This is a genomic window from Streptomyces sp. JJ66 (assembly GCF_019303495.1).
GTDB lineage: Bacteria > Actinomycetota > Actinomycetes > Streptomycetales > Streptomycetaceae > Streptomyces.
Window position 1 is genome coordinate 239,255 of sequence record NZ_JAEVFI010000011.1, and the last position, 19,899, is coordinate 259,153.

A 19,899-nucleotide genomic window follows, 5' to 3' on the forward strand; every position below is an offset into this window, starting at 1 on the left:
ATCACGACCGGACCTCCTGCGTCGTCGTGGCGGTACCCGGCTCGCCGTCACCGGGCGCCGGGGCGGCGTCACCAGGGCCGGGCGCCGGGGCGGCCTCAGCGGGCGCCGGGCCGATGCGCACCAGTTCGCCGACGCGGGCTCCGGTGCCGCTGGTGACGCCGCCGCCCGTGGAGTTCAGCGGCAGCCACACCACCCGGTCGGGCATCGCGGTGACTTCGAGCGGGAACGTCACCGACCCGGCGGGCCCGGTGACGGTCAGCTGGCCGCCGTCCGCGACGCCCGCCTCGGCGGCGGTGGCCGCCGACAGGCGGGCGAGCGCCGGGTGCCGGGTCCCGGCCAGCGCCTCGTCACCGTCCTGCATCCGGCCCTGGTCCAGCAGCAGCCGGTGCCCGGCGAGCACGGCCTCACCGGCTGCGGCGGCGGGCAGTGGGCGGGCGGGGGCGGCCGGGTCGGCGGCGCGCGGCCCGTCCCACGCTCCCTGGGCCGGGCCGCCGGGAGGTGCCCCCACGAGCCGGGCCAGCTCCGCGCGGGTGGTGCGCAGGTCGGGCAGGCCCAGGTGGACGTCGAGGGCGTCGGCGAGCAAGGTGAGCGCGCGGGCGTCGGGGAAGACGAAGCGGCGCGTCATCTGGTCCGGCTTGATCGCGGGCTCGAACGGGCGGTGGCGGCCCTCCCAGTTGAGGAACGCGCCGCCCTTCTCGGCGACGGCCGAGACCGGCAGCACCACGTTCGCCCGGGCGGTGACCTCGCTGGGCCGCTGCTCCAGGCTGACCAGGAACGGCACCGCCTCCAGCGCCTGCCGGGCCCGCGCCGGGTCCGGCAGGTCGGCGACCTCCACGCCGCCGACGACCAGCGCGGCCAGCTCGCCGGTGGCGGCGGCCTCGATGATCTGCCCGGTGTCCCGCCCGGCGGCGCGCGGCAGTTCGGCCACGCCCCACACGGCGGCGACCTCCGCGCGGGCGCGCGGGTCGGTGGCGGGACGGGCGCCGGGCAGCAGCCCGGGCAGCGCCCCGGCCTCGATCGCGCCGCGCTCCCCGGCCCGGCGCGCGATCCACACCAGGCGGGCGCCGGTCGCCGTCGCGGTGCGCACGGCGGCGGTCAGCGCGCCGGGCACGCCCGCGAGGCGTTCACCGACGACGAGGACGGCGCCGTCGGTACGCAGGGCCTCGGCGGCGTCCCGCGCGGCGGCGGTGTCCAGGCCGACGCCGCCGGCGAGCGCGTCCAGCCACTCGGTTTCGGTGCCGGGCGCGGCGGGCAGCAGCGTGCCGCCCGCCTTGGCCAGGCCCCGGGTGGCGTGTGAGGCGATCGCGTAGGTGCGCTGCTGGTGCTTGCGGTGCGCCTTGCGCAGCCGCAGGAAGACGCCGGGCGCCTCCTCCTCCGCCTCGAAGCCGACGAGCAGCACCGTGGGCGCGGCCTCCAGCGTCCGGTAGGTCACGCCGGTGGCGTCCAGGCTCACGCCGTGCCCGGCGACGCGGGCGGCCAGGAACGCGGCCTCCTCGTCGCTGTGCACCCGGGCGCGGAAGTCCACGTCGTTCGTGCCGAGCGCGACGCGGGCGAACTTGGCGTAGGCGTAGGCGTCCTCCAGCGTCAGGCGCCCACCGGTCAGCACGGCCGCGCGGCCCCTGGCCCCGGCCAGCCCGGCGGCGGCCGCGTCCAGCGCCTCCGGCCAGCTGGTGGGCTCCAGTTCACCGCTCTCGGCGTTGCGCACCAGCGGGTGGGTGAGGCGGTCGGGGCGCTGGGCGTAGCGGAACGCGAAGCGGCCCTTGTCGCACAGCCACTCCTCGTTGACCTCCGGGTCGTCCTGCGCGAGGCGGCGCATCACCTTGCCGCGCCGGTGGTCGGTGCGGGTGGCGCAGCCGCCGGAGCAGTGCTCGCACACGCTCGGCGAGGAGACCAGGTCGAAGGGGCGGGAGCGGAACCGGTAGGCGGCCGAGGTCAGCGCGCCCACGGGGCAGATCTGGATGGTGTTGCCGGAGAAGTAGGACTGGAACGGGGTGTCCTCGCCGGTGCCGACCTGTTGCAGCGCGCCGCGCTCCAGCAGTTCGATCATCGGGTCCCCGGCGATCTGGTTCGAGAACCGGGTGCAGCGCGCGCACAGCACGCAGCGCTCGCGGTCCAGCAGTACCTGGGTGGAGATCGGCACCGGCTTGTCGAAGGTGCGCTTGCGCCCCTCGAAGCGGGACTCGGCGGCCCCGGTGGACATCGCCTGGTTCTGGAGCGGGCACTCGCCGCCCTTGTCGCAGACCGGGCAGTCCAGCGGGTGGTTGATGAGCAGCAGCTCCATCACCCCGCGCTGCGCCTTCTCCGCCACGTCCGAGGTCAGCTGGGTGCGCACCACCATGCCGTCGGTGCAGGTGATGGTGCACGACGCCATCGGCTTGCGCTGGCCCTCGACCTCCACGATGCACTGGCGGCACGCGCCCGCCGGGTCGAGCAGCGGGTGGTCACAGAACCGGGGGATCTCGATGCCCAGCAGCTCGGCGGCCCGGATGACGAGCGTCCCCTTGGGCACGCTGATCTCGGCGCCGTCGATGGTCAGGCTGACCAGGTCCTCGCGCGGCTGGTCGGCCTCGCCGCCGCCGGAGGTCGTGGCGTCAGTGGTCACGGTCACGCGTTCACCTCCAGGTGTGCGGTGTCGTCGCTGCGGCCGGTGTCGTCGGCCCACACCGTGGACCTGGCTGGGTCGAACGGGCAGCCACGGCCGGTGATGTGCCGCTCGTACTCCTCGCGGAAGAACGTCAGGGAGGAGAAGATCGGGCTGGCGGCGCCGTCGCCGAGGGCGCAGAAGGACTTGCCGTTGATGTTGTCGGCGATGTCGGCGATCTTGTCGAGGTCGGCCATCTCGGCCTTGCCCGCCTCGATGTCGCGCAGCAGCTGCACCAGCCAGTAGGTGCCCTCGCGGCACGGCGTGCACTTGCCGCACGACTCGTGGGCGTAGAACTCCGTCCAGCGGGTGACGGCGCGCACCACGCAGGTGGTCTCGTCGAAGCACTGGAGCGCCTTGGTACCGAGCATCGACCCGGCCGCGCCGACGCCCTCGTAGTCCAGTGGCACGTCCAGGTGTTCGTCGGTCAGCAGCGGCGTCGAGGAGCCGCCCGGCGTCCAGAACTTCAGCCGGTGGCCGGGGCGCATGCCGCCGCTGAGGTCGAGCAGCTGGCGCAGCGTGATGCCCAGCGGCGCCTCGTACTGGCCGGGGTTGGCCACGTGGCCGGACAGCGAGTACAGCGTGAAGCCGGGGGACTTCTCGCTGCCCATCGAGCGGAACCACTCCTTCCCCTTGGCCAGCAGCGCCGGGACGGACGCGATGGACTCCACGTTGTTGACGACCGTGGGGCACGCGTACAGACCGGCGACGGCCGGGAAGGGCGGACGCAGCCGGGGCTGGCCACGGCGTCCCTCCAGGGAGTCCAGCAACGCCGTCTCCTCGCCGCAGATGTAGGCGCCCGCGCCCGCGTGCACGGTCAGCTCCAGCGGCTTGCCGGGCCCGAGCGCGTCCTCGCCCAGGTACCCGGCCGCGTACGCCTCGGCGACGGCCGCGTGCAGGCGGCGCAGCACGGGAACGACCTCGCCGCGCAGGTAGATGAACGCGTGGCGGGAGCGGATCGCGTGGCAGGCGATGACGATGCCCTCGATGAGCGCGTGCGGGTTGGCGAACAGCAGCGGGATGTCCTTGCAGGTGCCCGGCTCGGACTCGTCGGCGTTCACCACCAGGTAGTGCGGCTTGTCGTCACCCTGCGGGATGAACTGCCACTTCATGCCGGTGGGGAAACCCGCGCCGCCCCGGCCGCGCAGGCCGCTGTCCTTGACGTACGCGATGAGGTCGTCCGGGTCCATGGCCAGCGCCTTGCGCAGACCCTCGTAGCCGTCGTGGCGGCGGTAGACGTCCAGCGTCCAGGCGTTCGGCTGGTCCCAGAACGCCGACAGGACGGGGGCGAGCAGCTTCTCGGCGGACTCGGTGGCGGTCATCGGCCCGCACCGCCCTTCGGGTCGCGCTGGGTGCCGGTGTCGCGCTCGGTGCCGGTGTCGGTGCCGGTGTCGCGCTCGGTGCCGTGCTCGGGGTCGGCGGTGCGCTGGTCGTCGGCGTCGCCCTGGTCGCGGCCGGGGACCGGGCCGGTGGGGTGGGCCGGGTCGGACGCGGCGGTGGGCTCGGGCGCGTCGTGCGAGCTGGGGTGGCCCCCGGACTGACCCGACGTCGTACGCCTCGGCGGCGTCTCCGCGCGCGGGCTAACCACCCGCCCGGCGGGCGCCTCGCCCCGGGCCAGCCGCAGCCCCGCCAGCGAGGCGGGACCCGCGCTGCCGGTGGCCTCCGTCGCGCCGGGGCGCTCGTCGGGGAAACCGGCCAGGATGCGCGCCGTCTCCCGGAACGTGCACAGCGGCGCGCCGCGCGTGGGGCGCACCTCCCGTCCGGCCACCAGGTCGTCCACCAGCTGTTTGGCGGACTCCACCGTCTGGTTGTCGAAGAACTCCCAGTTGACCATCACCACGGGCGCGTAGTCGCAGGCCGCGTTGCACTCGATGTGCTCCAGCGTGACGCTGCCGTCCCGCGTCGTCTCCCCGTTGCCGACGGCCAGGTGCTCCTGGAGCGCGGCGAAGATCGCATCACCGCCGAGCACCGCGCACAGGGTGTTGGTGCACACCCCCACCTGGTAGTCGCCGCCCGCCGAGCGGCGGTACATGGAGTAGAAGGTGGCCACGGCGGTGACCTCGGCCGTCGTCAGGCCCAGCACGTCGGCGCAGAACCGCATGCCGGTCGCCGTCACGTACCCCTCCTCGGCCTGCACCAGGTGCAGCAGCGGCAGCAGCGCGCTGCGGCTGTCGGGGTAGCGGGCGACGATCCGCGCGGCGTCGGCGGCGAGCCGTTCGCGCACGTCGGCCGGGTACTCGGGGGCGGGCAGTTGCGGCATGCCCAGCTGGACGTCCGTCACCGGTCAACACCTCCCATCACGGGGTCGATGGATGCGACGGCGACGATGACGTCGGCCACCTGGCCGCCCTCGCACATCGCCGCCATGGATTCGAGATTGGTGAAGGACGGGTCGCGGAAGTGCACCCGGAACGGGCGGGTTCCGCCGTCGCTGACGACGTGCACGCCCAGCTCGCCCTTGGGCGACTCGACGGCCGCGTACACCTGTCCGGGCGGGACCCGGAAACCCTCGGTGACCAGCTTGAAGTGGTGGATCAGGGCCTCCATGGAGGTGCCCATGATCTTCCGGATGTGGTCGAGGGAGTTGCCCAGGCCGTCCGGGCCGATCGCGAGCTGCGCGGGCCAGGCGATCTTCTTGTCCGCCACCATGACCGGGCCGGGCTCGCCGAGCCGGTCGATGCACTGCTCGACGATGCGCAGCGACTGGCGCATCTCCTCCAGGCGGATCAGGAACCGCCCGTAGGAGTCGCAGGTCTCGGTGGTCGGCACGTCGAACTCGTAGGTCTCGTAGCCGCAGTAGGGCTGCGCCTTGCGCAGGTCGTGCGGCAGACCCGCCGAGCGCAGGATCGGGCCCGTCGCGCCCAGTGCCATGCAGCCGGAGAGGTCGAGGTAGCCGACGTCTTGCAGGCGGGCCTTGAAGACCGGGTTGCCGGTGGCGAGCTTGTCGTACTCCGGCAGGTTCTTGCGCATCGCCTTCACGAACTCGCGCAGCGCGTCGATCGCCCCGGCCGGGAGGTCCTGCGCGAGCCCGCCGGGGCGGATGAACGCGTGGTTCATGCGCAGGCCGGTGATCAGCTCGAAGACGTCCAGGACCAGTTCGCGGTCCCGGAAGCCGTAGATCATGACCGTGGTGGCGCCCAGCTCCATGCCGCCGGTGGCGATGGCGACCAGGTGCGAGGAGAGCCGGTTCAGCTCCATCAGCAGCACGCGGATGACGGTGGCGCGGTCGGGCACGTCGTCCTCGATGCCCAGCAGCCGTTCCACGCCCAGGCAGTACGCCGTCTCGTTGAAGAACGGCGTCAGGTAGTCCATGCGCGTGACGAACGTCGTGCCCTGCGTCCACGTGCGGTATTCGAGGTTCTTCTCGATGCCGGTGTGCAGGTAGCCGATGCCGCAGCGGGCCTCGGTGACCGTCTCGCCGTCGATCTCCAGGATGAGCCGCAGCACGCCGTGCGTGGAGGGGTGCTGCGGGCCCATGTTGACGATGATCTTCTCGTCGTCGGTGGCCGCCGCGGCTGCGGCGACCTCGTCCCAGTCGCCGCCGCTGACGGTGTAGACAGTGCCCTCGGTGGTTTCCCGGGGCACGGCCTCCGCCTCCGCCGGGCCCGCTGGTGCGTGCGGGGTGTTGGTGCTCATCAGCTGTACGACCTCCGCTGGTCGGGAGCCGGGATCTGGGCGCCCTTGTACTCGACGGGGATGCCGCCGAGGGGGTAGTCCTTGCGCTGCGGGAAGCCCTGCCAGTCGTCGGGCATCATGATCCGCGTCAGCGCCGGGTGGCCGTCGAAGACGATGCCGAAGAAGTCGTACGCCTCGCGCTCGTGCCAGTCGTTGGTCGGGTAGACCTCGACGACGGAGGGGATGTGCGGGTCGGCGTCCGGGGCGCTGACCTCCAGCCGGATCACCCGGTTGTGGGTCAGCGAGCGCAGGTGGTAGACGGCGTGCAGTTCCCGCCCGGCGTCCCCGGGGTAGTGCACGGCCGAGACGCCGGTGCACAGCTCGAACCGCAGCGCCGGGTCGTCGCGCAGCGTGCGGCACACCTGGAGCAGGTACTCCCGTTCGATGTGGAAGGTGAGCTCGCCCCGGTCAACGACCGTCTGGCCGATGACGTTCTCCGGGACGAGGCCCTGTTCCTCCAGCGCGCCTTCGAGCTCGTCGGCCACCTCGTCGAAGTAGGAGCCGTAGGGCCGGGTGGCCGGTCCGGGCAGCCGCACGGTACGCACCAGGCCGCCGTAGCCGGAGGTGTCACCGCCCGCGCTCGGGCCGAACATGCCCCGGCGGACGCCGATGACGTCCCCGGCGCCGGTGCGCGCGGCGGGCACCGTGCCGTTGGTGCCGTTGGTGCCGTGGGGTTCGCTGGCGCCGTTGTTCTGGTGGTTCTCGCTCACCGCAGCAGCCCCTTCATCTCGATCGTCGGGAGTGCCTTGAGGGCCGCCGCCTCCGCCTCGCGGGCCGCCTCCTCGCGGTTGACGCCGAGCTTCTCCTCGCTGATCTTCTGGTGCAGTTTGAGGATGGCGTCCAGCAGCATCTCCGGCCGTGGCGGACAGCCCGGCAGGTAGATATCGACCGGCACGATGTGGTCAACGCCCTGCACGATCGCGTAGTTGTTGAACATGCCGCCCGACGAGGCGCACACCCCCATGGAGATGACCCACTTGGGGTTGGGCATCTGGTCGTAGACCTGCCGCAGTACGGGCGCCATCTTCTGGCTCACCCGCCCGGCGACGATCATCAAATCGGCCTGGCGCGGGGAGCCACGGAAGACCTCCATGCCGAAGCGGGCCAGGTCGTAGCGGCCGGCGCCCGTGGTCATCATCTCGATCGCGCAGCAGGCGAGACCGAACGTGGCCGGGAAGACGGACGACTTGCGCACCCACCCGGCGGCCTTCTCCACCGTCGTGAGCAGGAAGCCGCTCGGCAGCTTCTCCTCGATTCCCATCTCGTTTCGCCCCTATCCGAGTTCCGCTGGTCCGCCCGCGGGTGTGGCGGGCGCGCCGGTCAGTCCCACTCCAGGCCCCCTCGGCGCCAGTCGTAGGCGTAGGCGACACCGATGAGGCCGACGAAGATCAGCATCTGGACGAGGCCGAACATCCCGAGCGCGTCGAAGTGGACGGCCCACGGGTAGAGGAAGACGATCTCGACGTCGAAGACGATGAAGAGCATCGCGGTGATGTAGTACTTCACCGGGAAGCGCCCGCCGCTGGCCGGCATCGGAGTCGGCTCGATCCCGCACTCGTACGCCTCCAGCTTGGCGCGGTTGTAGCGCTTGGGGCCGATGACCGAGGCCATCACCACGGAGAACACCGCGAAGGCCGCCCCGAGGGCTCCGAGCACGAGGATGGGCACGTACGCGTTCACCGCACCTCGCTCCTTCCAGTCGCCGATGACTAGCTGGGGTACGCCCGGAGCCCGCTCCCCCGCCCCACCCGCCCCGATCGGTTGCGAAGATCGTGCATATGTGAGGCAGTTCACAAGCCCGAGTCGAAGGCATCCTATGCCCCTGCATCTGTGACATGCGACACGGGGTACGGGTCAGACTTTGTGATCTTTGACACCTGACGATCGATCACCCGGCGGGTGAAGCGGTGATCTTCATACGCGAAGCCCGCGAACGGTCACCGATAGTGATTCTCGCAGGCTTCGCCGCAGGCGGGAAGGGTTTTGGCTAGCAAAAGATGTCTCGGCCATGCAAATTCGCAATGCGCGCGGGAAGGTGCTAGCCGAACCGCCGCCGGGTGGTGCCGGGACGTTCACCCACCGCCCCCGGCTCACGGGCCGGGACGGCCCGCGCCACCTTGTGCACGGCGGCACAAGCGCATCGCCCCTTCCCGGGGCACCCGCACCGCGTTGGCGACGAGTCTCCGCCCGCGCCCGCCGCCCCTACCCACGCAGTCCTGGTCCACCGGGTCCGGGCGGTGCGCCGTCGCGGGCCGGGCGCCCTCATGGGTACATGTACTACTCTTGGTACATGCCCCTCAAGCGCACCAACGTCTACGCCGACTCCGAGGACCTCGCCCTCATCAAGGAGGCCGCCCAGCGTCGTGGCATCAGCGAGGCGGAGATCATCCGTCAGGGAATCCACCTGGCCGCCATGGCCCACCGCGTCTGGGACGAGCCCCTGTTCTCCCGCACGTTCGAGGGCACCGGTCGCACGCCTACCCGGGAGACGGTGCGAGATGCCGTCGCTGACGCCGTCCAGCGGGGCGAGCAGCCGGGCACCGCCGCGTGATCATCGTCATCGCCGACACCTCCGGGCTCCTGGCCGCCCTGGATTCAACACACCCCGAGCACACGCCCGCTAACGAGGCGATCATGGCGGCGGGTCTGCTGGTCATCTCCCCGCTGCTGCTCGCCGAGATCGACCATGTCGCCACCCGAGAACTGGGGCGCGAGGCGGCCGTAAGCGCCGTTGACGACATCCGGCGCTGGATGGCACACGGACGGGTGGCCGTGCCGGAGATCACCGAGGCGCATCTCGGTGCGGCCCAGTCCGTGCGGCTGCGCTACCGGGGGCTCGACCTGGACCTCGCTGACGCGGTGAGCATCGCCCTGGCAGCCGAGTACGATACCGACACCGTGCTCACCCTCGACCGTCGTGACTTCCGTACCGTCCGCCCGCTCGGGCGGCACAAAGCCTTTCGGCTGCTGCCCGACGATCTGCCGGTGTGAGGCGGTCACGCGTAGGGGGACGCCGCCGCGCTCCCGGCCCCGGCGGCAGCCGTGCCCGCGCCGCCTGTCACCGGTCATCCCGCCCCGCCGGTCCGGTTCAGCTCAGCTCCGGGTGGCCGAAGAGGTCGGCGTAGCCGGAGGGCAGGTCGCTGATCACCTTGTTCAGCTCGCCGCCGCTGACCTGCCCGGCGACGGCGGTGAGCACCGCGCGGCTGTGGGCCTCCGCCTGCTCCTCGGTGTCGCCGGTGATCTCCGCGACGCGGTGCACGAACTCGCTCACGCCCCAGTGCCGTGGCGTGGAGTTCGCGCCCTCGATCAGCTCCGCGACCGGTTCCGGCAACTGTTCTGCCAGGTGCCCGGCGGTCTCCGGCGGCAGCCGGTCGCCCAGCGTGCTGATCACCGCCTCCATCACCCGCGCGGCGTCCTCCCGGTCGGCGTAACCGCCTGCCTCCGTCACGGTCATCAGAAACTCGTCGTACACCATGCGCGTGCCGTCTCCTTACCCGATGCCACGTTGCACGTACCTCGGCCCATCGAGCCCCAGGGGTTCCCGGGCCGGGGTCACCCAAAACAGCGGTGCGCTTGCTGTCGGGCGACGTAGCTCATGGTGCTACATGTCGCTACAATGATGCTATGAGGACCATTACGCAGCGCGAGTTCCGCAACGACTCCGCAGCCGTCATGGACGCCGTGGAGGCGGGCGAAACATTTCACATCACCCGCAATGGCCAAGAGGTGGCCGAACTGCGGCCTCTGGTGCGCAGACGAGCGCTGAGCGCGGAGGAACTGGTGGCAGGCCACCGGGGGCTACCCCCGCTCGACGCCGGCGAGCTGCGCAGCGAGGCGGACGCGTTCTTCGGTACGGACGCGGTGGACGCGGACGATCCGTGGGACCGGCCCCGTGGTTGACCGGCACCCCTCCGGTGTTCTCGACACGTGCACCTTCATCGACCTCGGCACCCTCGATCCCCTGCGACTGCCGCACGTACCCGAACTCACCGCGATCACGATGGCGGAACTTCAGCAGGGTGTGGTCTTGGCGAAGGACCCCGCCTCACGTGCCGCGCGCATGGAGAAACTCGGCGCCGCAGTCGCCGACTTCACCCCGCTGCCGTTCGACGCCGAGGCGGCAGCCCGGTACAGCACGCTCGTCGCCCTCGTGGTAGCGACGGGACGCAGCCCCAAGCCCCGCCGCCCGGACTTGATGATCGCCGCGACCGCCTCAGTGCGGGGACTGCCGCTCTACACCCGAAACGGTGCCGACTTCGCGGGTCTTGGCGATGCCCTGACGGTGGTCGAAGTCTGAACGCGGCACGCAGGAGGCACCGCTCGCCCGGCCCGTGACCCGGGCGCCGGTCCGCCCTGTCGGTCCTGCTTCCGCCCCGCCCGGTGGCGGCGGACATGCTCACCCCCGTGATGGGATGCGTCCAGTCAGGTTGCCCAGCCCCTTGGTCTGCGCCGGTGTGCCGCCACGCGTCACGCCTTGGCGCCCTGCTTCCGCGTCGCCGTGTCCCGGCCTGCCGCTGACGGGAGACCGGGACGCCGCATGGGGGCGCGGAGCGCGGTATCGCCCGGAGCCGTGGAAGCGCCGGACTCCCTTCTCCCGGAATCCGAAAATCCGGAATGTCGCATTTCGAATTATGCGGAAATCTCTGGCCCCCCTCGTCGATCGTTCTTATCATTTTCGCGGAGATATCACGTGTCCGCCGCCGGTTATATCCAGAGCACTAGGATTCTTCCGGCCAGCGGGGCGGCCTGCACCACTAAAGGGGAAGGAAAACGGGGTCGCCGAAATCTTCAGGGAATTCACAAGTGACGCACAGACGGAGGAGCACGCTGCGTGTTCGGTAACTCATCCCCCACGGCCGCACCCCGGCGGCGGCCAGCCTGGGGCCGGATCATCTCCCGGGGCACACTCGCCGGGCTGATGCTGTTCGCGTCCGCCGGAGCGGGGTCCGCGGCGGCCGCGAGCGCGGACCACCCCCCGGCCGCCCCGGTGCCGGAACTGGACTGGAGCCCGTGCGAGACCTCTTTCGAGTGCGCGGAAGCCCGGGTCCCGCTGGACTACCGGGACCCGACGGGAGACACCCTCACCCTGGCCGTCATCCGCAAGCAGGCCACCGAGCCCGGACAGCGGCTGGGCACCCTGTACCTCCAGCCCGGCGGCCCGGGCGGCTCCGGCGTGGACTTCGTGAAGTACAACTACGCGGAGCTGCCCGATCAGCTGCGGGAGCGCTTCGACGTGGTCAGCATGGACGTGCGCGGCGTGCACCGCAGCAACCCCGTCCAGTGCTGGGACGACGCCCGCTACGACCAGGCCGTGGCCGCGGCCAAGGGCGCCCCCGGCCCCGGAGCCTTCGAAGCCGCCTACCGCCAGGCCGCCGACTTCAACCAGGCGTGCGCGGAGAAATCCGGTGACCTGCTGCCCTTCATCGGCACCGGCTACGTCGCCCGCGACCTGGACCTGCTGCGGCAAGGGCTGGGCGAGGAGAAACTCAGCTTCTACGGGCGCTCCTTCGGCACCTACGTCGGCACCGTCTACGCCAGCCTCTTCCCGCAACGGGTCCGGGCCATGGCACTGGACGGCGGCTACAACCCGGTGGACCACACCCTGGTGCCCTACCGCTCGGACCGGGCCCAATACCGGGCACTGGACGGAGCGATGGAGCGCTTCCTCCAGTGGTGTGCCGACCACGCCGCCCAGTGCGGCTTCGGTGACGGCCAGCCCCGGCAGCGCTTCCAGGAGCTGAAGCAGGAGCTGGACGACAACCCCGTGCCCGTCGCCGGCGGCAAGACGGCCAACGGCTACACCCTCGCGTACCGGCTGCTCTTCAACATCAACGCCGGGAAGGAGATCTGGCCCGCCCTGGGCAAGGCCCTCCAGCAGGCTGTGGACCGCGACGGCACCTCCTTCCTGCTCCGCCCGCCCTCCCCGGCGTCCTACGACTTCCTCATCCCCAACGTCACCGTCGAGTGCACCGACCGCGCCTACCCGCCGTACCAGGGCTGGCTGAGGTACGAGGTCAAGAACAACGTCCGCGCCGCGCCGCTGCTCGGCCCCGCCCTCACCTACGGGCCCCCCACCTACGACCACACCCACGGCATCACCTGCTCCCAGTGGCCGGTGCGGCAGGTCAGCCGCTACAGCGGCCCCTACAACGCCCCCGGTTCCGCCCCGATCCTGGTGATCGGCACCACCGGCGACCCCGACACCCCCTACCAGGACTCGGTAGCGCTGGCCCGGGAGTTGGACAACGGGCGGCTGCTGACCTTCGAGGCCGAAGGCCACACCGCCTTCGGACGCAGCCAGTGCGCCACCACCGCGACCACCGACTACCTGGTCAACCTGACCCTCCCCGCGCCCGGCCAGCGCTGCACCGACGAGCAGGCCCCGACCCCGCCGCCCGCCAAGAAGCTGGCCCGCGACGCCGCCAACGCCGAGCTCTACTACGGCGTCAACGACCGCATCGACATGCTCCCCACCCTCGACTGAGCTGACCCAGCCCGCAGCGGCTCGCGGTGGCTCGTGGCGCAAGGCCGCCACGAGCCACCGCGTTTCCCGCCGGGACACCGGTGCGCGGTCCGTCGCGGCGAGACGGACCGCGCCCTCGCGTCCCGGGTGTCCCCCCGGCTCCCGGTGTCCCACCTCGCGGTGGGACGCCGCAGGTCAGACCGGGTGGCGTCCCGGTACCTTCCGTCCCGTGGGGTGATGCTCGCCTGCCTGCGGCGGCGCTTGCCAGGCTCGTGGCCGTCCACCTGAACGACTGCGGCCAAAGGAGCAGGCAGGCATGAGAGCGAAAGCCATACGACGCGCGGCGGGAGCCGCCGGAGCCCTGGCGCTGGCGGCGGGACTGAGCGGGGCCACCGTCGCGCCCGCGCAGGCGGCGCCGAGCGGTTGCCCCTACCCGTACGTGTGCTTCTACGACGGCCCCTACGTGCTCGGCAAGTACAAGGACGTGACGTCGTATTACCAGAGCGTGTCCAGGAGCGCGAAGGCCACGACCGTCTACAACACGCGTAACGACGATGTCGCCTACATCCGGCTCAGCAACGGCAACGTGGCCTGCGTCGGGCCGAAGCAGCGCCTGGCGCTGAACCCGTTCAACATCCGCGTCACCGGCATCAAGATCTCCTGGTCGGCGACATGCTGAGCCTCAGCCGACCAGCGGCAGCGGGAACGAGAGCGGGGACGGGCCGGGGGCCGCTGGTGCTGCTCGCCCTGCTGATGGCGCTGACGGGACTGTTCGCGGCGCCCTCGCCCGCCGTCGCCGCTCCCTCGTTCACCGTGCGGCAGGTGCAGATGAACCTGGCCGGGCTGGCCTACCTGCCCGCCAACGGGATCGACGGCATCGCCGGCCCGGCGACCGCTGCGGCGGTGCGGGCGTTCCAGTCCGAGAATTGCCTGGCCGTGGACGGCATCGCCGGACCCAACACCAACTCAGCACTGGCCCAGCGCGTCAAGGCGGTCCAGCGCGCGGCGGGGGCGACGGCGGACGGGATCTACGGTCCCCGCACCGAAACCGCCGTGCTGCGCTACCAGCGGACGCATGACCTCCTTGAGGACGGGATCGCCGGACCGCAGACCATGGGAGCCATGGGCGTCAGCCGTGGCGCCTGCGCGGGTGGCGGCGGTGGCGGCGGCGGCGGCGGTGACAGCGGCCTGCCGTACCCGTCGTCGCACGCGCTGCAGGTGCAGTGGAACCTGGCGGGCATGGGCTACCTGCCCTGGTCCGGCGTGGACGGCATCCTCGGCCCGCAGACCGCGAGTGCCGTGCGCGCCTTCCAGCGGGACGCGTGCATCACCGTGGACGGCATCGCCGGTCCGGTGACCGACTCCCACCTGGCCCGCCAGGTGCGCAAGGTGCAGCGGAAGGCGGGCAGTACGGCGGACGGCGCGTACGGTCCCAACACCAAGTCCGCCGTGGAGCGGTACCAGCGTGCGAACGGCCTGTCCGTGGACGGGATGGCGGGTCCGGCGACCATGCGCGCCATGGACATCGACCGCGCCATGTCCTGCGACGGCGGCGGCACCGGCGCCAACCCCACGCCGCCCGCCAGCGGTTCCACGCGGGAGAAGATCGTCGAGATCGCCCGCAGCCAGCTGGGCGTGCGCGAGACGGGCAACAACTGCAACCCGTACGGCTGGTGCGCCGCGTGGTGCGCCATGTTCGGCACCTGGGTGTGGCAGGAGGCCGGGGTGGACGTGCCCTCGTACGCGTTCACCGGCGCCTGGTTCAACTGGGGCCAGCGCAACGGCCACTCCTCGTGGGGGTATGACGGCGTCCAGGCAGGCGACGCGATCATGTACGGCACCGGCCCGTCCAGCGTCTCGACCAGCACCCACGTGGACCTGGTGGAACGGGTCAACGCGAACGGCACGCTCACGGTGATCGGCGGCAACGTCAGCGACGCCGTGACGCGCAGGACCATCAACCCCGCCAGCGCCGGAATCTACGGCTACGTACGGCCCTGACCACGGATCATCGCCAAGAAGAAGGAGGAGGAGACGATGACGTTCCCCACCACGCGGCGACGGCCGCTCGCGCGAACCCTCGGCCTGGCGGGTGCCGCGACGGCGGCGCTCGTCACGGCACCCGCACCGGCCGCGGCGGCCACGGAGGCGGCGGGCACGGCACCTGGGGCGTCGGCGGCGTCCGCTGCCGCCGCCCGGAGTATCGGCGACTGCCCCTACCCGTACGTCTGTCTCTACGACAACCGCTCCGGCCGGAAGCTCGCCCAGTTCCGCGACGTGACCAGCGGCTACCAGCCGCTCACCCGGCGCGCGTACAAAGTGGTCAACACCCGTAACGACGACGTCGCGTACTTCCGGCACTTTGACAGCTACGTGTGTATCGCCCCGCGCACCTCCACCTCGCTGCCCGTGGTGAACGGCATCCGCATCAGCTGGGAGGCCACGTGCCGGTGAGAGGGGCCGTTGGCTCGTGACGCCAGCGCGTCGGGTGGTGGGGCCGTCCCCCGTGGCGGCCCCACCACCCCGCTCCCCCGGGCGGCCCGGATCAGGTGACCGGGGAACTCCAGGCGGCGTGCCAGGTGGTGGGGCCGACGACGCCGTCCTCGGTCAGGCCCTTCTCCGCCTGGAACGCCAGGCACACCCGCCGCGACTCCTCCCCGTACGCCCCGTCCACACCCAGCGACCAGCCCCGCTCGCGCATCCGCGCCTGCCACGTGCGGACACCGGAGTGCACCGTCACGGGCGGGTAGGTGAACAGCACGCCGGGCCAGTCGGGCGCGGCCGCCGGGTGGGAGGCGGGCGGGGTGGCGGGCGTCTGCCACGCCGCGTACCACGTCCGGGGGCCGACGACGCCGTCCACGGTCAGGCCCTTCTCCGCCTGGAACGCCAGGCACACCCGCCGCGACTCCTCCCCGTACGCCCCGTCCACACCCAGCGACCAGCCCCGCTCCCGCATCCGCGCCTGCCACGTGCGCGCCGAGGGGTGCACGGTCACCGGCGGGTAGTGCAGCAGGACGCCCTCGAAGGGCGGGACGCCGGGTTCGGCTGGCGGGGTGTCCGGGTCGCCCGGGTACTCCGCCCCGGGTTCGAACGTCCCACCCCGCACCAGGTCGTACAGGGCTCCCGGGCAGGCGGTGCTGAGGTGGTCGCGGTGGCCGTTGATGCCCGGACCGGCACTGCCGTTGCTGCGCAGGCGGGCCACGGCGAGCCGCACCCCGGCCACCATCTCGGCCGTGCGGGTGTCGTAGTTCGCGCCGCTGCCGCCCAGCAGCGCGCACACCGCGTACCAGCGGGCGTTGGCCACGTTCGTGCCGTTGGCCGCGGTCCGGATGCCGACGCCACGGCCCTCGTAGACGTAGCCGTGGGTGCACACCAGGTACGAGTAGGCGATGTCGTCCCAGCCGTTGCCGTCCATGTGGTGGTTCTGGATGCCGCGCACCTGCCCGGCGCACTTGCTGTGGTACCACGAGGCGAACGGCGTGCCACCGGTGTGGTGGATCGTCACGCCGCCGCTGCCGGGGTCGGAGATGTAGGCGTACTTGCGGCGCGGGCGGGCTCCCCAGGCGCTGCGGGGCACGAACGTCGCGGTCACCGCGTGCCTCCCGTCGCGCACGAGACACTGCCGTTGAGCGGTTCACGGGAGACCCCGGCCGCGTAGTCGCTGTCCGAGACCCGGGGGTGGATCGCGTGCGGGTCCTCGGGGTGCAGCACGATGGGCAGTTCTTCCGCGTGTGCCTGTGCGGTGCAGATGACGGGCAGCGCCGCCGCCACCGCGGTGACCGCCGCGGCCCGCCCGCCCAGCCCCAGGAACCCCCGGCGCGTCGTTCCTCCGTGCACGTGCCTCGCCTTTCTCTCGTCATGGTGATCGGGTGCGCTTCGGAGCTTGCCCGGTACGGGGCGCGGGGCGCCAGGGCTGGTGCGCATGTGGGACATGGCAGGACAGACACGCCGCTGACCTGCTGGAACGCCGACCGCGAGGGCCACGGGCCGGGACGCGGTGGGACGCCGAGCGGGGCGCGGGCGGCGCGGGCGGCGTGCGCCCACGGCGGCAGGCGCGACGGGGCAGACGGGGTGCGGCGCGCTGACGCGTCCTGCGTGGGCGCGGGGAACGCGTCAGCACCGTGGCCCTACCTCAGCCGAACCGCTCAGGAGGGCACGGGCGGCGCCTCCGGCAGGGGCTCGCTGCCGCCCGGGGCTGTACAGCCTTCCTCCCCGTCGGCGGTCTGCCAGCAGGCGCGGGCCTCACCGGGCATGGGTGCGCCCACCATGAAGGTGAAGGCGGCCAGGTTGGCGTCGTCAGGCACCGTCTCGGCGTAACGGCGGCCGTCCGTGGTCACGATCTCCACCCGGTCGCCGGGCTGCGCCCACCTGATGCGCGCCCAGGCCGCGCGGCAGGAACTGCTGTAGCGCACCTCCACGTAGGTCTGGCCGACGCGGCTGGTGGCGGCCGTCCACGCGTCGGCACCGCAGCCCTGCTGCACGGAGTCCTGCCCGTCGCAGGAGGAGTCGTGGCAGTCCACCACCTGGCCGTTGACCGGATCGTCCACGGCCTGGGAAAGCCCGGCCCCGCCGCCCGGCCCCGCCGGTTCGTCCCGCCCGGTGAGGACGACGGCCAGTGCCACCACGGCCAGCGCGGCGGCGGCGGCGCCCGCCAGCAGGCCGACGGGCAGGCGACGGGTGGGAGCTGCGGGCGGGAACTCGGCTGCGTCCGGGACGGTTTGTCCGGGTTGGCCCGGGGGCACTCCGGGCGCCGGGCTCTGCCGGTCCGGTGCGACTACCGGACCGGGTGCGTCTGCCGGGCCGGATGCGTCTCCCGGGCCGGGTGCGTCTCCCGGGCCGGATGCGGGGGCCGGGTCAGGTGCGGCCGGGGGCGGCGGGGCGGCACGGCCGGGCTCCGGGGACCTCGGGGTGGGCGCGGCCGGGGGCGCGGTGCGTCCACGTCCGCTGGCCGCGTGCTCGGCCAGCTCCCACAGCGCCAGCAGCCGTTCCGCGTCACCGCCGCCGATGCGCTGGGCGAGGGCACGCACCGCCGTCTCGGGCGGGAGCCGGCCGCCGTTAAGGCACCGCTCCCACGAGGACTTGCTGTACGCCGTCGCCTGGGCGAGCGCCACCAGGCTGAGCCCGGCGGCGTCCTTCCGCGCGCGCAACTCCTTGACGAACCGCTCCACGTCGGGCTCCAGCCCGGCGGGAAGTGGCTTCCACTCGGTCATCCGCATCCCCTGGTGCTCTGGCGGGCAGTCAGCACTCCCGTCTTCCGCGAGGCGCCGTGACAACCCACCGGTGCGAGGAAGGCGGGGGTGCGCCCGCGCGTGAAGTCGGTAAGAATCTTCCCATGCTCCGATCCCGGTATCCCGCCGTGACCGTCCTGGCCGTGGCGGTGCTCGGCCTGTCCGGCTGCGGGTCCAGCGCGTCCTCGCCGGACGCCAAGACCCCCGGCAGCGCGACCGCAAGCCCCACCGCCATCCCGCCCGAACGCGCGTACGTCAGCGGCGACGGCGCTCCCGCCGACGACTGGGAGGACGAGGGTCTCCTCGGCGAAGACCTCCCGATCCGCAGCGACCTGGCCGCCCTGTGGCAGACGGTGCTGTGGGCGGACGGCTACCTCGAACGATCCGACGTCAACTGCCGTTACACCGGGCCCACCGTGCAGGCCACCCGCACGTGGCAGAGCAACCGGAAGCTGGCCGCCGACGGCATCGTCGGCCCGTTGACGTTCGGCCGCGCCGGGGAGCAACTCGTGGAGCGGGACGGCGCGGTCCACTACACCGGCACCGAGCACACCGTGGAGTTCCGGCGCGCCGAGGACGGCCGCTACCTGGTGGAGGACGTCGGCAGTTACCGGCCGCTGCGCCGGGACCGGGCGACGCTGGACGTGTGCGAGGGGGCCGCCGGGAGCTGAGCCGGGCTCACCCCCGGTGGCCGGCTGGGGCCGCACGCGCCGCCACCGCCGCACTCACCGCACACCCCTCGCGGACCACACCTGATGCCCGGCGTCCAGACACGCCTGGACGCCGGGAAGCACCGCGCAGAACTGCACGTTGCTGCCGAGCCGGGCGGGCGCGGGCAGCATGCGGGACTGCGCGGTGCCCGGCTCCTCCCAGCTCTGCCCGGCGCCGCGCACGCTCAGGGAGAGCCCCCGCACGTCGTCCGACGGGGCCACCTCGCCCCACACCGCCGCGCACGCGGGGCTGTGGAACAGCTGGACGCGGTGGCCGTCCCGCACGTAGCGGCCCAAGCTGCGGCGGTCCTCCGCACACCCGGTCCGCTCAGCGTCCCGCCCCCGGCACGTCTGCCCCCGGCACCCGGCCACGGTGTCGCCCGGAGCCTGGGACGCCTGGACGCCCACGGGCCACGGCCACTTGGGGCGGGCCACCCCGTCCGGAGCGGAAGCGGGTACGGCCGCCACCAGCGTCACCGCGAACACCCCGCTCACCGCCCGGACCACCCGGGCGCGCCGACGGGCCTTCGGGCCACCGGGCCCCGGAGCGGCGGCGGGCGCGCCCGGGCCGGTGTGGGGGGAGGGACGCGGTACGGGTGGCCCGGGCTGGGGCTTGCCGGGCAGGACCGGAACGGGGCTCGCGGACGAGGGCGCCGACGCGGGCGCGGACTGAGACGCGGACGCAAATTCCGGCGCGGACGCCGACGCGGGCTCCGGCGAGGCCCCAGACGCGGGCTCCGGCGAGGCCCCAGACGCGGGCTCGGGTGCCGACGCGGGCTGAGGCGGCGTCGGCGGGCCGGAGCGGCGGTCGGTGTCGGCGGCCTCCCACAGCACGCGCAGCCGGACCAGGTCGCGCGCGTCGGCCCCGGCGAGACGGCCGAGCGCGTCGGCCGCGTCCCACGGCGGGAAGGTGGTGCCCCCGAGGTAGCGGTGCCAGGAGGACGCGCTGTACGGCGTCCGGCCCGCCAGCGCGGAGTAACTCAGGCCGGTACGGTCCTTCAGCAGCCGCAGCCGCTGGATGAGCCGCTTGGTCTCCGGCGGCAGTTGGGTCGGCAACGGGCGCCAGCGTGCCATCGCCTCCTGCCCACCTTCCCCGGTTCGATGGTCGCCACCAGTGTCGCACTCCCCGCTGGCTGTGCCGCTCGCACCAGCGCCGCACCGAGCCCACCCGGGTGTCCGATT

General features: G+C 72.7%; 20 protein-coding genes and 1 pseudogene. 9 read left to right on the forward strand and 12 right to left on the reverse strand.

The genetic code is table 11. The features are described from left to right. Position 1: 1 nt before the first annotated feature. The 7 genes and pseudogenes from JJV70_RS10790 to JJV70_RS10820 all read right to left on the reverse strand — a co-directional run bounded on the left by JJV70_RS10790 (position 2) and on the right by JJV70_RS10820 (position 7,996). Positions 2–2,608 carry an NADH-quinone oxidoreductase subunit G gene (locus JJV70_RS10790; RefSeq protein WP_219047598.1) on the reverse strand — a complete coding sequence of 869 codons (2,607 nt, stop codon included), beginning with the start codon at positions 2,606–2,608 and terminating at the stop codon, positions 2–4. Further along, positions 2,605–3,963 (reverse strand): NADH-quinone oxidoreductase subunit NuoF, encoded by a 1,359-nt coding sequence (gene nuoF, locus JJV70_RS10795; RefSeq protein WP_219047599.1) that lies wholly within the window; start codon positions 3,961–3,963, stop codon positions 2,605–2,607. Before nuoF ends, JJV70_RS10790 begins: the two co-directional genes overlap by 4 nt. A 140-nt stretch (positions 3,964–4,103) precedes the next feature. Next, a pseudogene (nuoE, locus tag JJV70_RS10800) lies at positions 4,104–4,901 on the reverse strand (NADH-quinone oxidoreductase subunit NuoE); the annotation flags it as partial. Between the two features lie 17 nt (positions 4,902–4,918). After that, complete coding sequence (locus tag JJV70_RS10805; RefSeq protein WP_219047600.1) at positions 4,919–6,277, reverse strand: NADH-quinone oxidoreductase subunit D; 1,359 nt, start codon at positions 6,275–6,277, stop codon at positions 4,919–4,921. Further along, positions 6,277–7,026 (reverse strand): NADH-quinone oxidoreductase subunit C, encoded by a 750-nt coding sequence (locus JJV70_RS10810; protein ID WP_219047601.1) that lies wholly within the window; start codon positions 7,024–7,026, stop codon positions 6,277–6,279. Before JJV70_RS10810 ends, JJV70_RS10805 begins: the two co-directional genes overlap by 1 nt. Beyond that, positions 7,023–7,577: an NADH-quinone oxidoreductase subunit B family protein gene (locus JJV70_RS10815; protein WP_219047602.1), complete on the reverse strand. Its 555-nt coding sequence runs from the start codon at positions 7,575–7,577 to the stop codon at positions 7,023–7,025. The genes JJV70_RS10810 and JJV70_RS10815 overlap by 4 nt, the downstream gene beginning before the upstream one ends. Before the next feature lie 59 nt (positions 7,578–7,636). Continuing rightward, on the reverse strand, positions 7,637–7,996 hold the full coding sequence (locus JJV70_RS10820; RefSeq protein ID WP_219047603.1) for an NADH-quinone oxidoreductase subunit A: 360 nt from the start codon (positions 7,994–7,996) through the stop codon (positions 7,637–7,639). A 610-nt stretch (positions 7,997–8,606) separates the two neighbouring features. Between JJV70_RS10820 and JJV70_RS10825 the strand changes: the two genes are divergently transcribed. Then, positions 8,607–8,867: a CopG family transcriptional regulator gene (locus JJV70_RS10825; protein WP_219047604.1), complete on the forward strand. Its 261-nt coding sequence runs from the start codon at positions 8,607–8,609 to the stop codon at positions 8,865–8,867. Then, positions 8,864–9,307 (forward strand): PIN domain-containing protein, encoded by a 444-nt coding sequence (locus JJV70_RS10830; RefSeq protein WP_219047605.1) that lies wholly within the window; start codon positions 8,864–8,866, stop codon positions 9,305–9,307. The genes JJV70_RS10825 and JJV70_RS10830 overlap by 4 nt, the downstream gene beginning before the upstream one ends. A gap of 97 nt (positions 9,308–9,404) precedes the next feature. Here the strand turns inward: JJV70_RS10830 and JJV70_RS10835 are convergent, their stop codons facing one another. Continuing rightward, positions 9,405–9,791: a DUF2267 domain-containing protein gene (locus tag JJV70_RS10835; RefSeq protein WP_219047606.1), complete on the reverse strand. Its 387-nt coding sequence runs from the start codon at positions 9,789–9,791 to the stop codon at positions 9,405–9,407. 149 nt (positions 9,792–9,940) lie between these two features. Between JJV70_RS10835 and JJV70_RS10840 the strand changes: the two genes are divergently transcribed. From JJV70_RS10840 to JJV70_RS10865, 6 genes are all read left to right on the forward strand, one after another. Continuing rightward, positions 9,941–10,216: a type II toxin-antitoxin system Phd/YefM family antitoxin gene (locus JJV70_RS10840; RefSeq protein ID WP_219047607.1), complete on the forward strand. Its 276-nt coding sequence runs from the start codon at positions 9,941–9,943 to the stop codon at positions 10,214–10,216. Then, a complete protein-coding gene (locus JJV70_RS10845; RefSeq protein WP_219047608.1) occupies positions 10,209–10,613 on the forward strand; it encodes a type II toxin-antitoxin system VapC family toxin in 405 nt (134 codons plus the stop codon). Before JJV70_RS10840 ends, JJV70_RS10845 begins: the two co-directional genes overlap by 8 nt. Positions 10,614–11,147: 534 nt before the next feature. After that, positions 11,148–12,800, forward strand: a complete 1,653-nt coding sequence (locus JJV70_RS10850) for an alpha/beta hydrolase (protein ID WP_374227273.1) — start codon at positions 11,148–11,150, stop codon at positions 12,798–12,800. A 295-nt stretch (positions 12,801–13,095) separates the two neighbouring features. Continuing rightward, on the forward strand, positions 13,096–13,458 hold the full coding sequence (locus JJV70_RS10855; RefSeq protein WP_219047609.1) for a hypothetical protein: 363 nt from the start codon (positions 13,096–13,098) through the stop codon (positions 13,456–13,458). After that, positions 13,452–14,780: a peptidoglycan-binding protein gene (locus JJV70_RS10860; protein ID WP_219047610.1), complete on the forward strand. Its 1,329-nt coding sequence runs from the start codon at positions 13,452–13,454 to the stop codon at positions 14,778–14,780. The genes JJV70_RS10855 and JJV70_RS10860 overlap by 7 nt, the downstream gene beginning before the upstream one ends. Positions 14,781–14,816: 36 nt before the next feature. Continuing rightward, positions 14,817–15,233 carry a hypothetical protein gene (locus JJV70_RS10865; RefSeq protein ID WP_257573705.1) on the forward strand — a complete coding sequence of 139 codons (417 nt, stop codon included), beginning with the start codon at positions 14,817–14,819 and terminating at the stop codon, positions 15,231–15,233. A 91-nt stretch (positions 15,234–15,324) separates the two neighbouring features. On the opposite strand, the gene JJV70_RS23395 is transcribed toward JJV70_RS10865, so the two are convergent. The 3 genes from JJV70_RS23395 to JJV70_RS10880 form a co-directional block, all read right to left on the reverse strand. Next, entirely contained in the window at positions 15,325–16,371 is a 1,047-nt protein-coding gene (locus JJV70_RS23395) for an N-acetylmuramoyl-L-alanine amidase (protein WP_308294769.1), read from the reverse strand. Next, on the reverse strand, positions 16,368–16,616 hold the full coding sequence (locus tag JJV70_RS10875) for a hypothetical protein (protein WP_219047612.1): 249 nt from the start codon (positions 16,614–16,616) through the stop codon (positions 16,368–16,370). The genes JJV70_RS23395 and JJV70_RS10875 overlap by 4 nt, the downstream gene beginning before the upstream one ends. A gap of 308 nt (positions 16,617–16,924) precedes the next feature. After that, entirely contained in the window at positions 16,925–17,989 is a 1,065-nt protein-coding gene (locus JJV70_RS10880) for an XRE family transcriptional regulator (protein WP_219047613.1), read from the reverse strand. A gap of 122 nt (positions 17,990–18,111) precedes the next feature. Here JJV70_RS10880 and JJV70_RS10885 point away from each other — a divergent pair, with 122 nt between their 5' ends. Beyond that, the gene (locus JJV70_RS10885) at positions 18,112–18,678 is read left to right on the forward strand and encodes a peptidoglycan-binding protein (protein WP_219047614.1); all 567 of its coding nucleotides are present in this window, start codon (positions 18,112–18,114) and stop codon (positions 18,676–18,678) included. Positions 18,679–18,732: 54 nt separating this feature from the next. Here JJV70_RS10885 and JJV70_RS10890 read toward each other — a convergent pair whose 3' ends face one another. Beyond that, on the reverse strand, positions 18,733–19,791 hold the full coding sequence (locus tag JJV70_RS10890) for a helix-turn-helix transcriptional regulator (RefSeq protein WP_219047615.1): 1,059 nt from the start codon (positions 19,789–19,791) through the stop codon (positions 18,733–18,735). Positions 19,792–19,899 lie beyond the last annotated feature (108 nt).

Coding starts and splice junctions, on each gene's coding strand:
- JJV70_RS10805 (WP_219047600.1), bottom strand. CDS start 6,277: ATGAGCACCAACACCCCGCACGCACCAGCGGGCCCGGCGGAGGCGGAG.
- JJV70_RS10865 (WP_257573705.1), top strand. CDS start 14,817: ATGACGTTCCCCACCACGCGGCGACGGCCGCTCGCGCGAACCCTCGGC.
- JJV70_RS10840 (WP_219047607.1), top strand. CDS start 9,941: ATGAGGACCATTACGCAGCGCGAGTTCCGCAACGACTCCGCAGCCGTC.
- JJV70_RS10860 (WP_219047610.1), top strand. CDS start 13,452: ATGCTGAGCCTCAGCCGACCAGCGGCAGCGGGAACGAGAGCGGGGACG.
- JJV70_RS10890 (WP_219047615.1), bottom strand. CDS start 19,791: ATGGCACGCTGGCGCCCGTTGCCGACCCAACTGCCGCCGGAGACCAAG.
- JJV70_RS10825 (WP_219047604.1), top strand. CDS start 8,607: ATGCCCCTCAAGCGCACCAACGTCTACGCCGACTCCGAGGACCTCGCC.
- JJV70_RS10880 (WP_219047613.1), bottom strand. CDS start 17,989: ATGACCGAGTGGAAGCCACTTCCCGCCGGGCTGGAGCCCGACGTGGAG.
- JJV70_RS10885 (WP_219047614.1), top strand. CDS start 18,112: ATGCTCCGATCCCGGTATCCCGCCGTGACCGTCCTGGCCGTGGCGGTG.
- nuoF (WP_219047599.1), bottom strand. CDS start 3,963: ATGACCGCCACCGAGTCCGCCGAGAAGCTGCTCGCCCCCGTCCTGTCG.
- JJV70_RS10815 (WP_219047602.1), bottom strand. CDS start 7,577: ATGGGAATCGAGGAGAAGCTGCCGAGCGGCTTCCTGCTCACGACGGTG.
- JJV70_RS10835 (WP_219047606.1), bottom strand. CDS start 9,791: ATGGTGTACGACGAGTTTCTGATGACCGTGACGGAGGCAGGCGGTTAC.
- JJV70_RS10855 (WP_219047609.1), top strand. CDS start 13,096: ATGAGAGCGAAAGCCATACGACGCGCGGCGGGAGCCGCCGGAGCCCTG.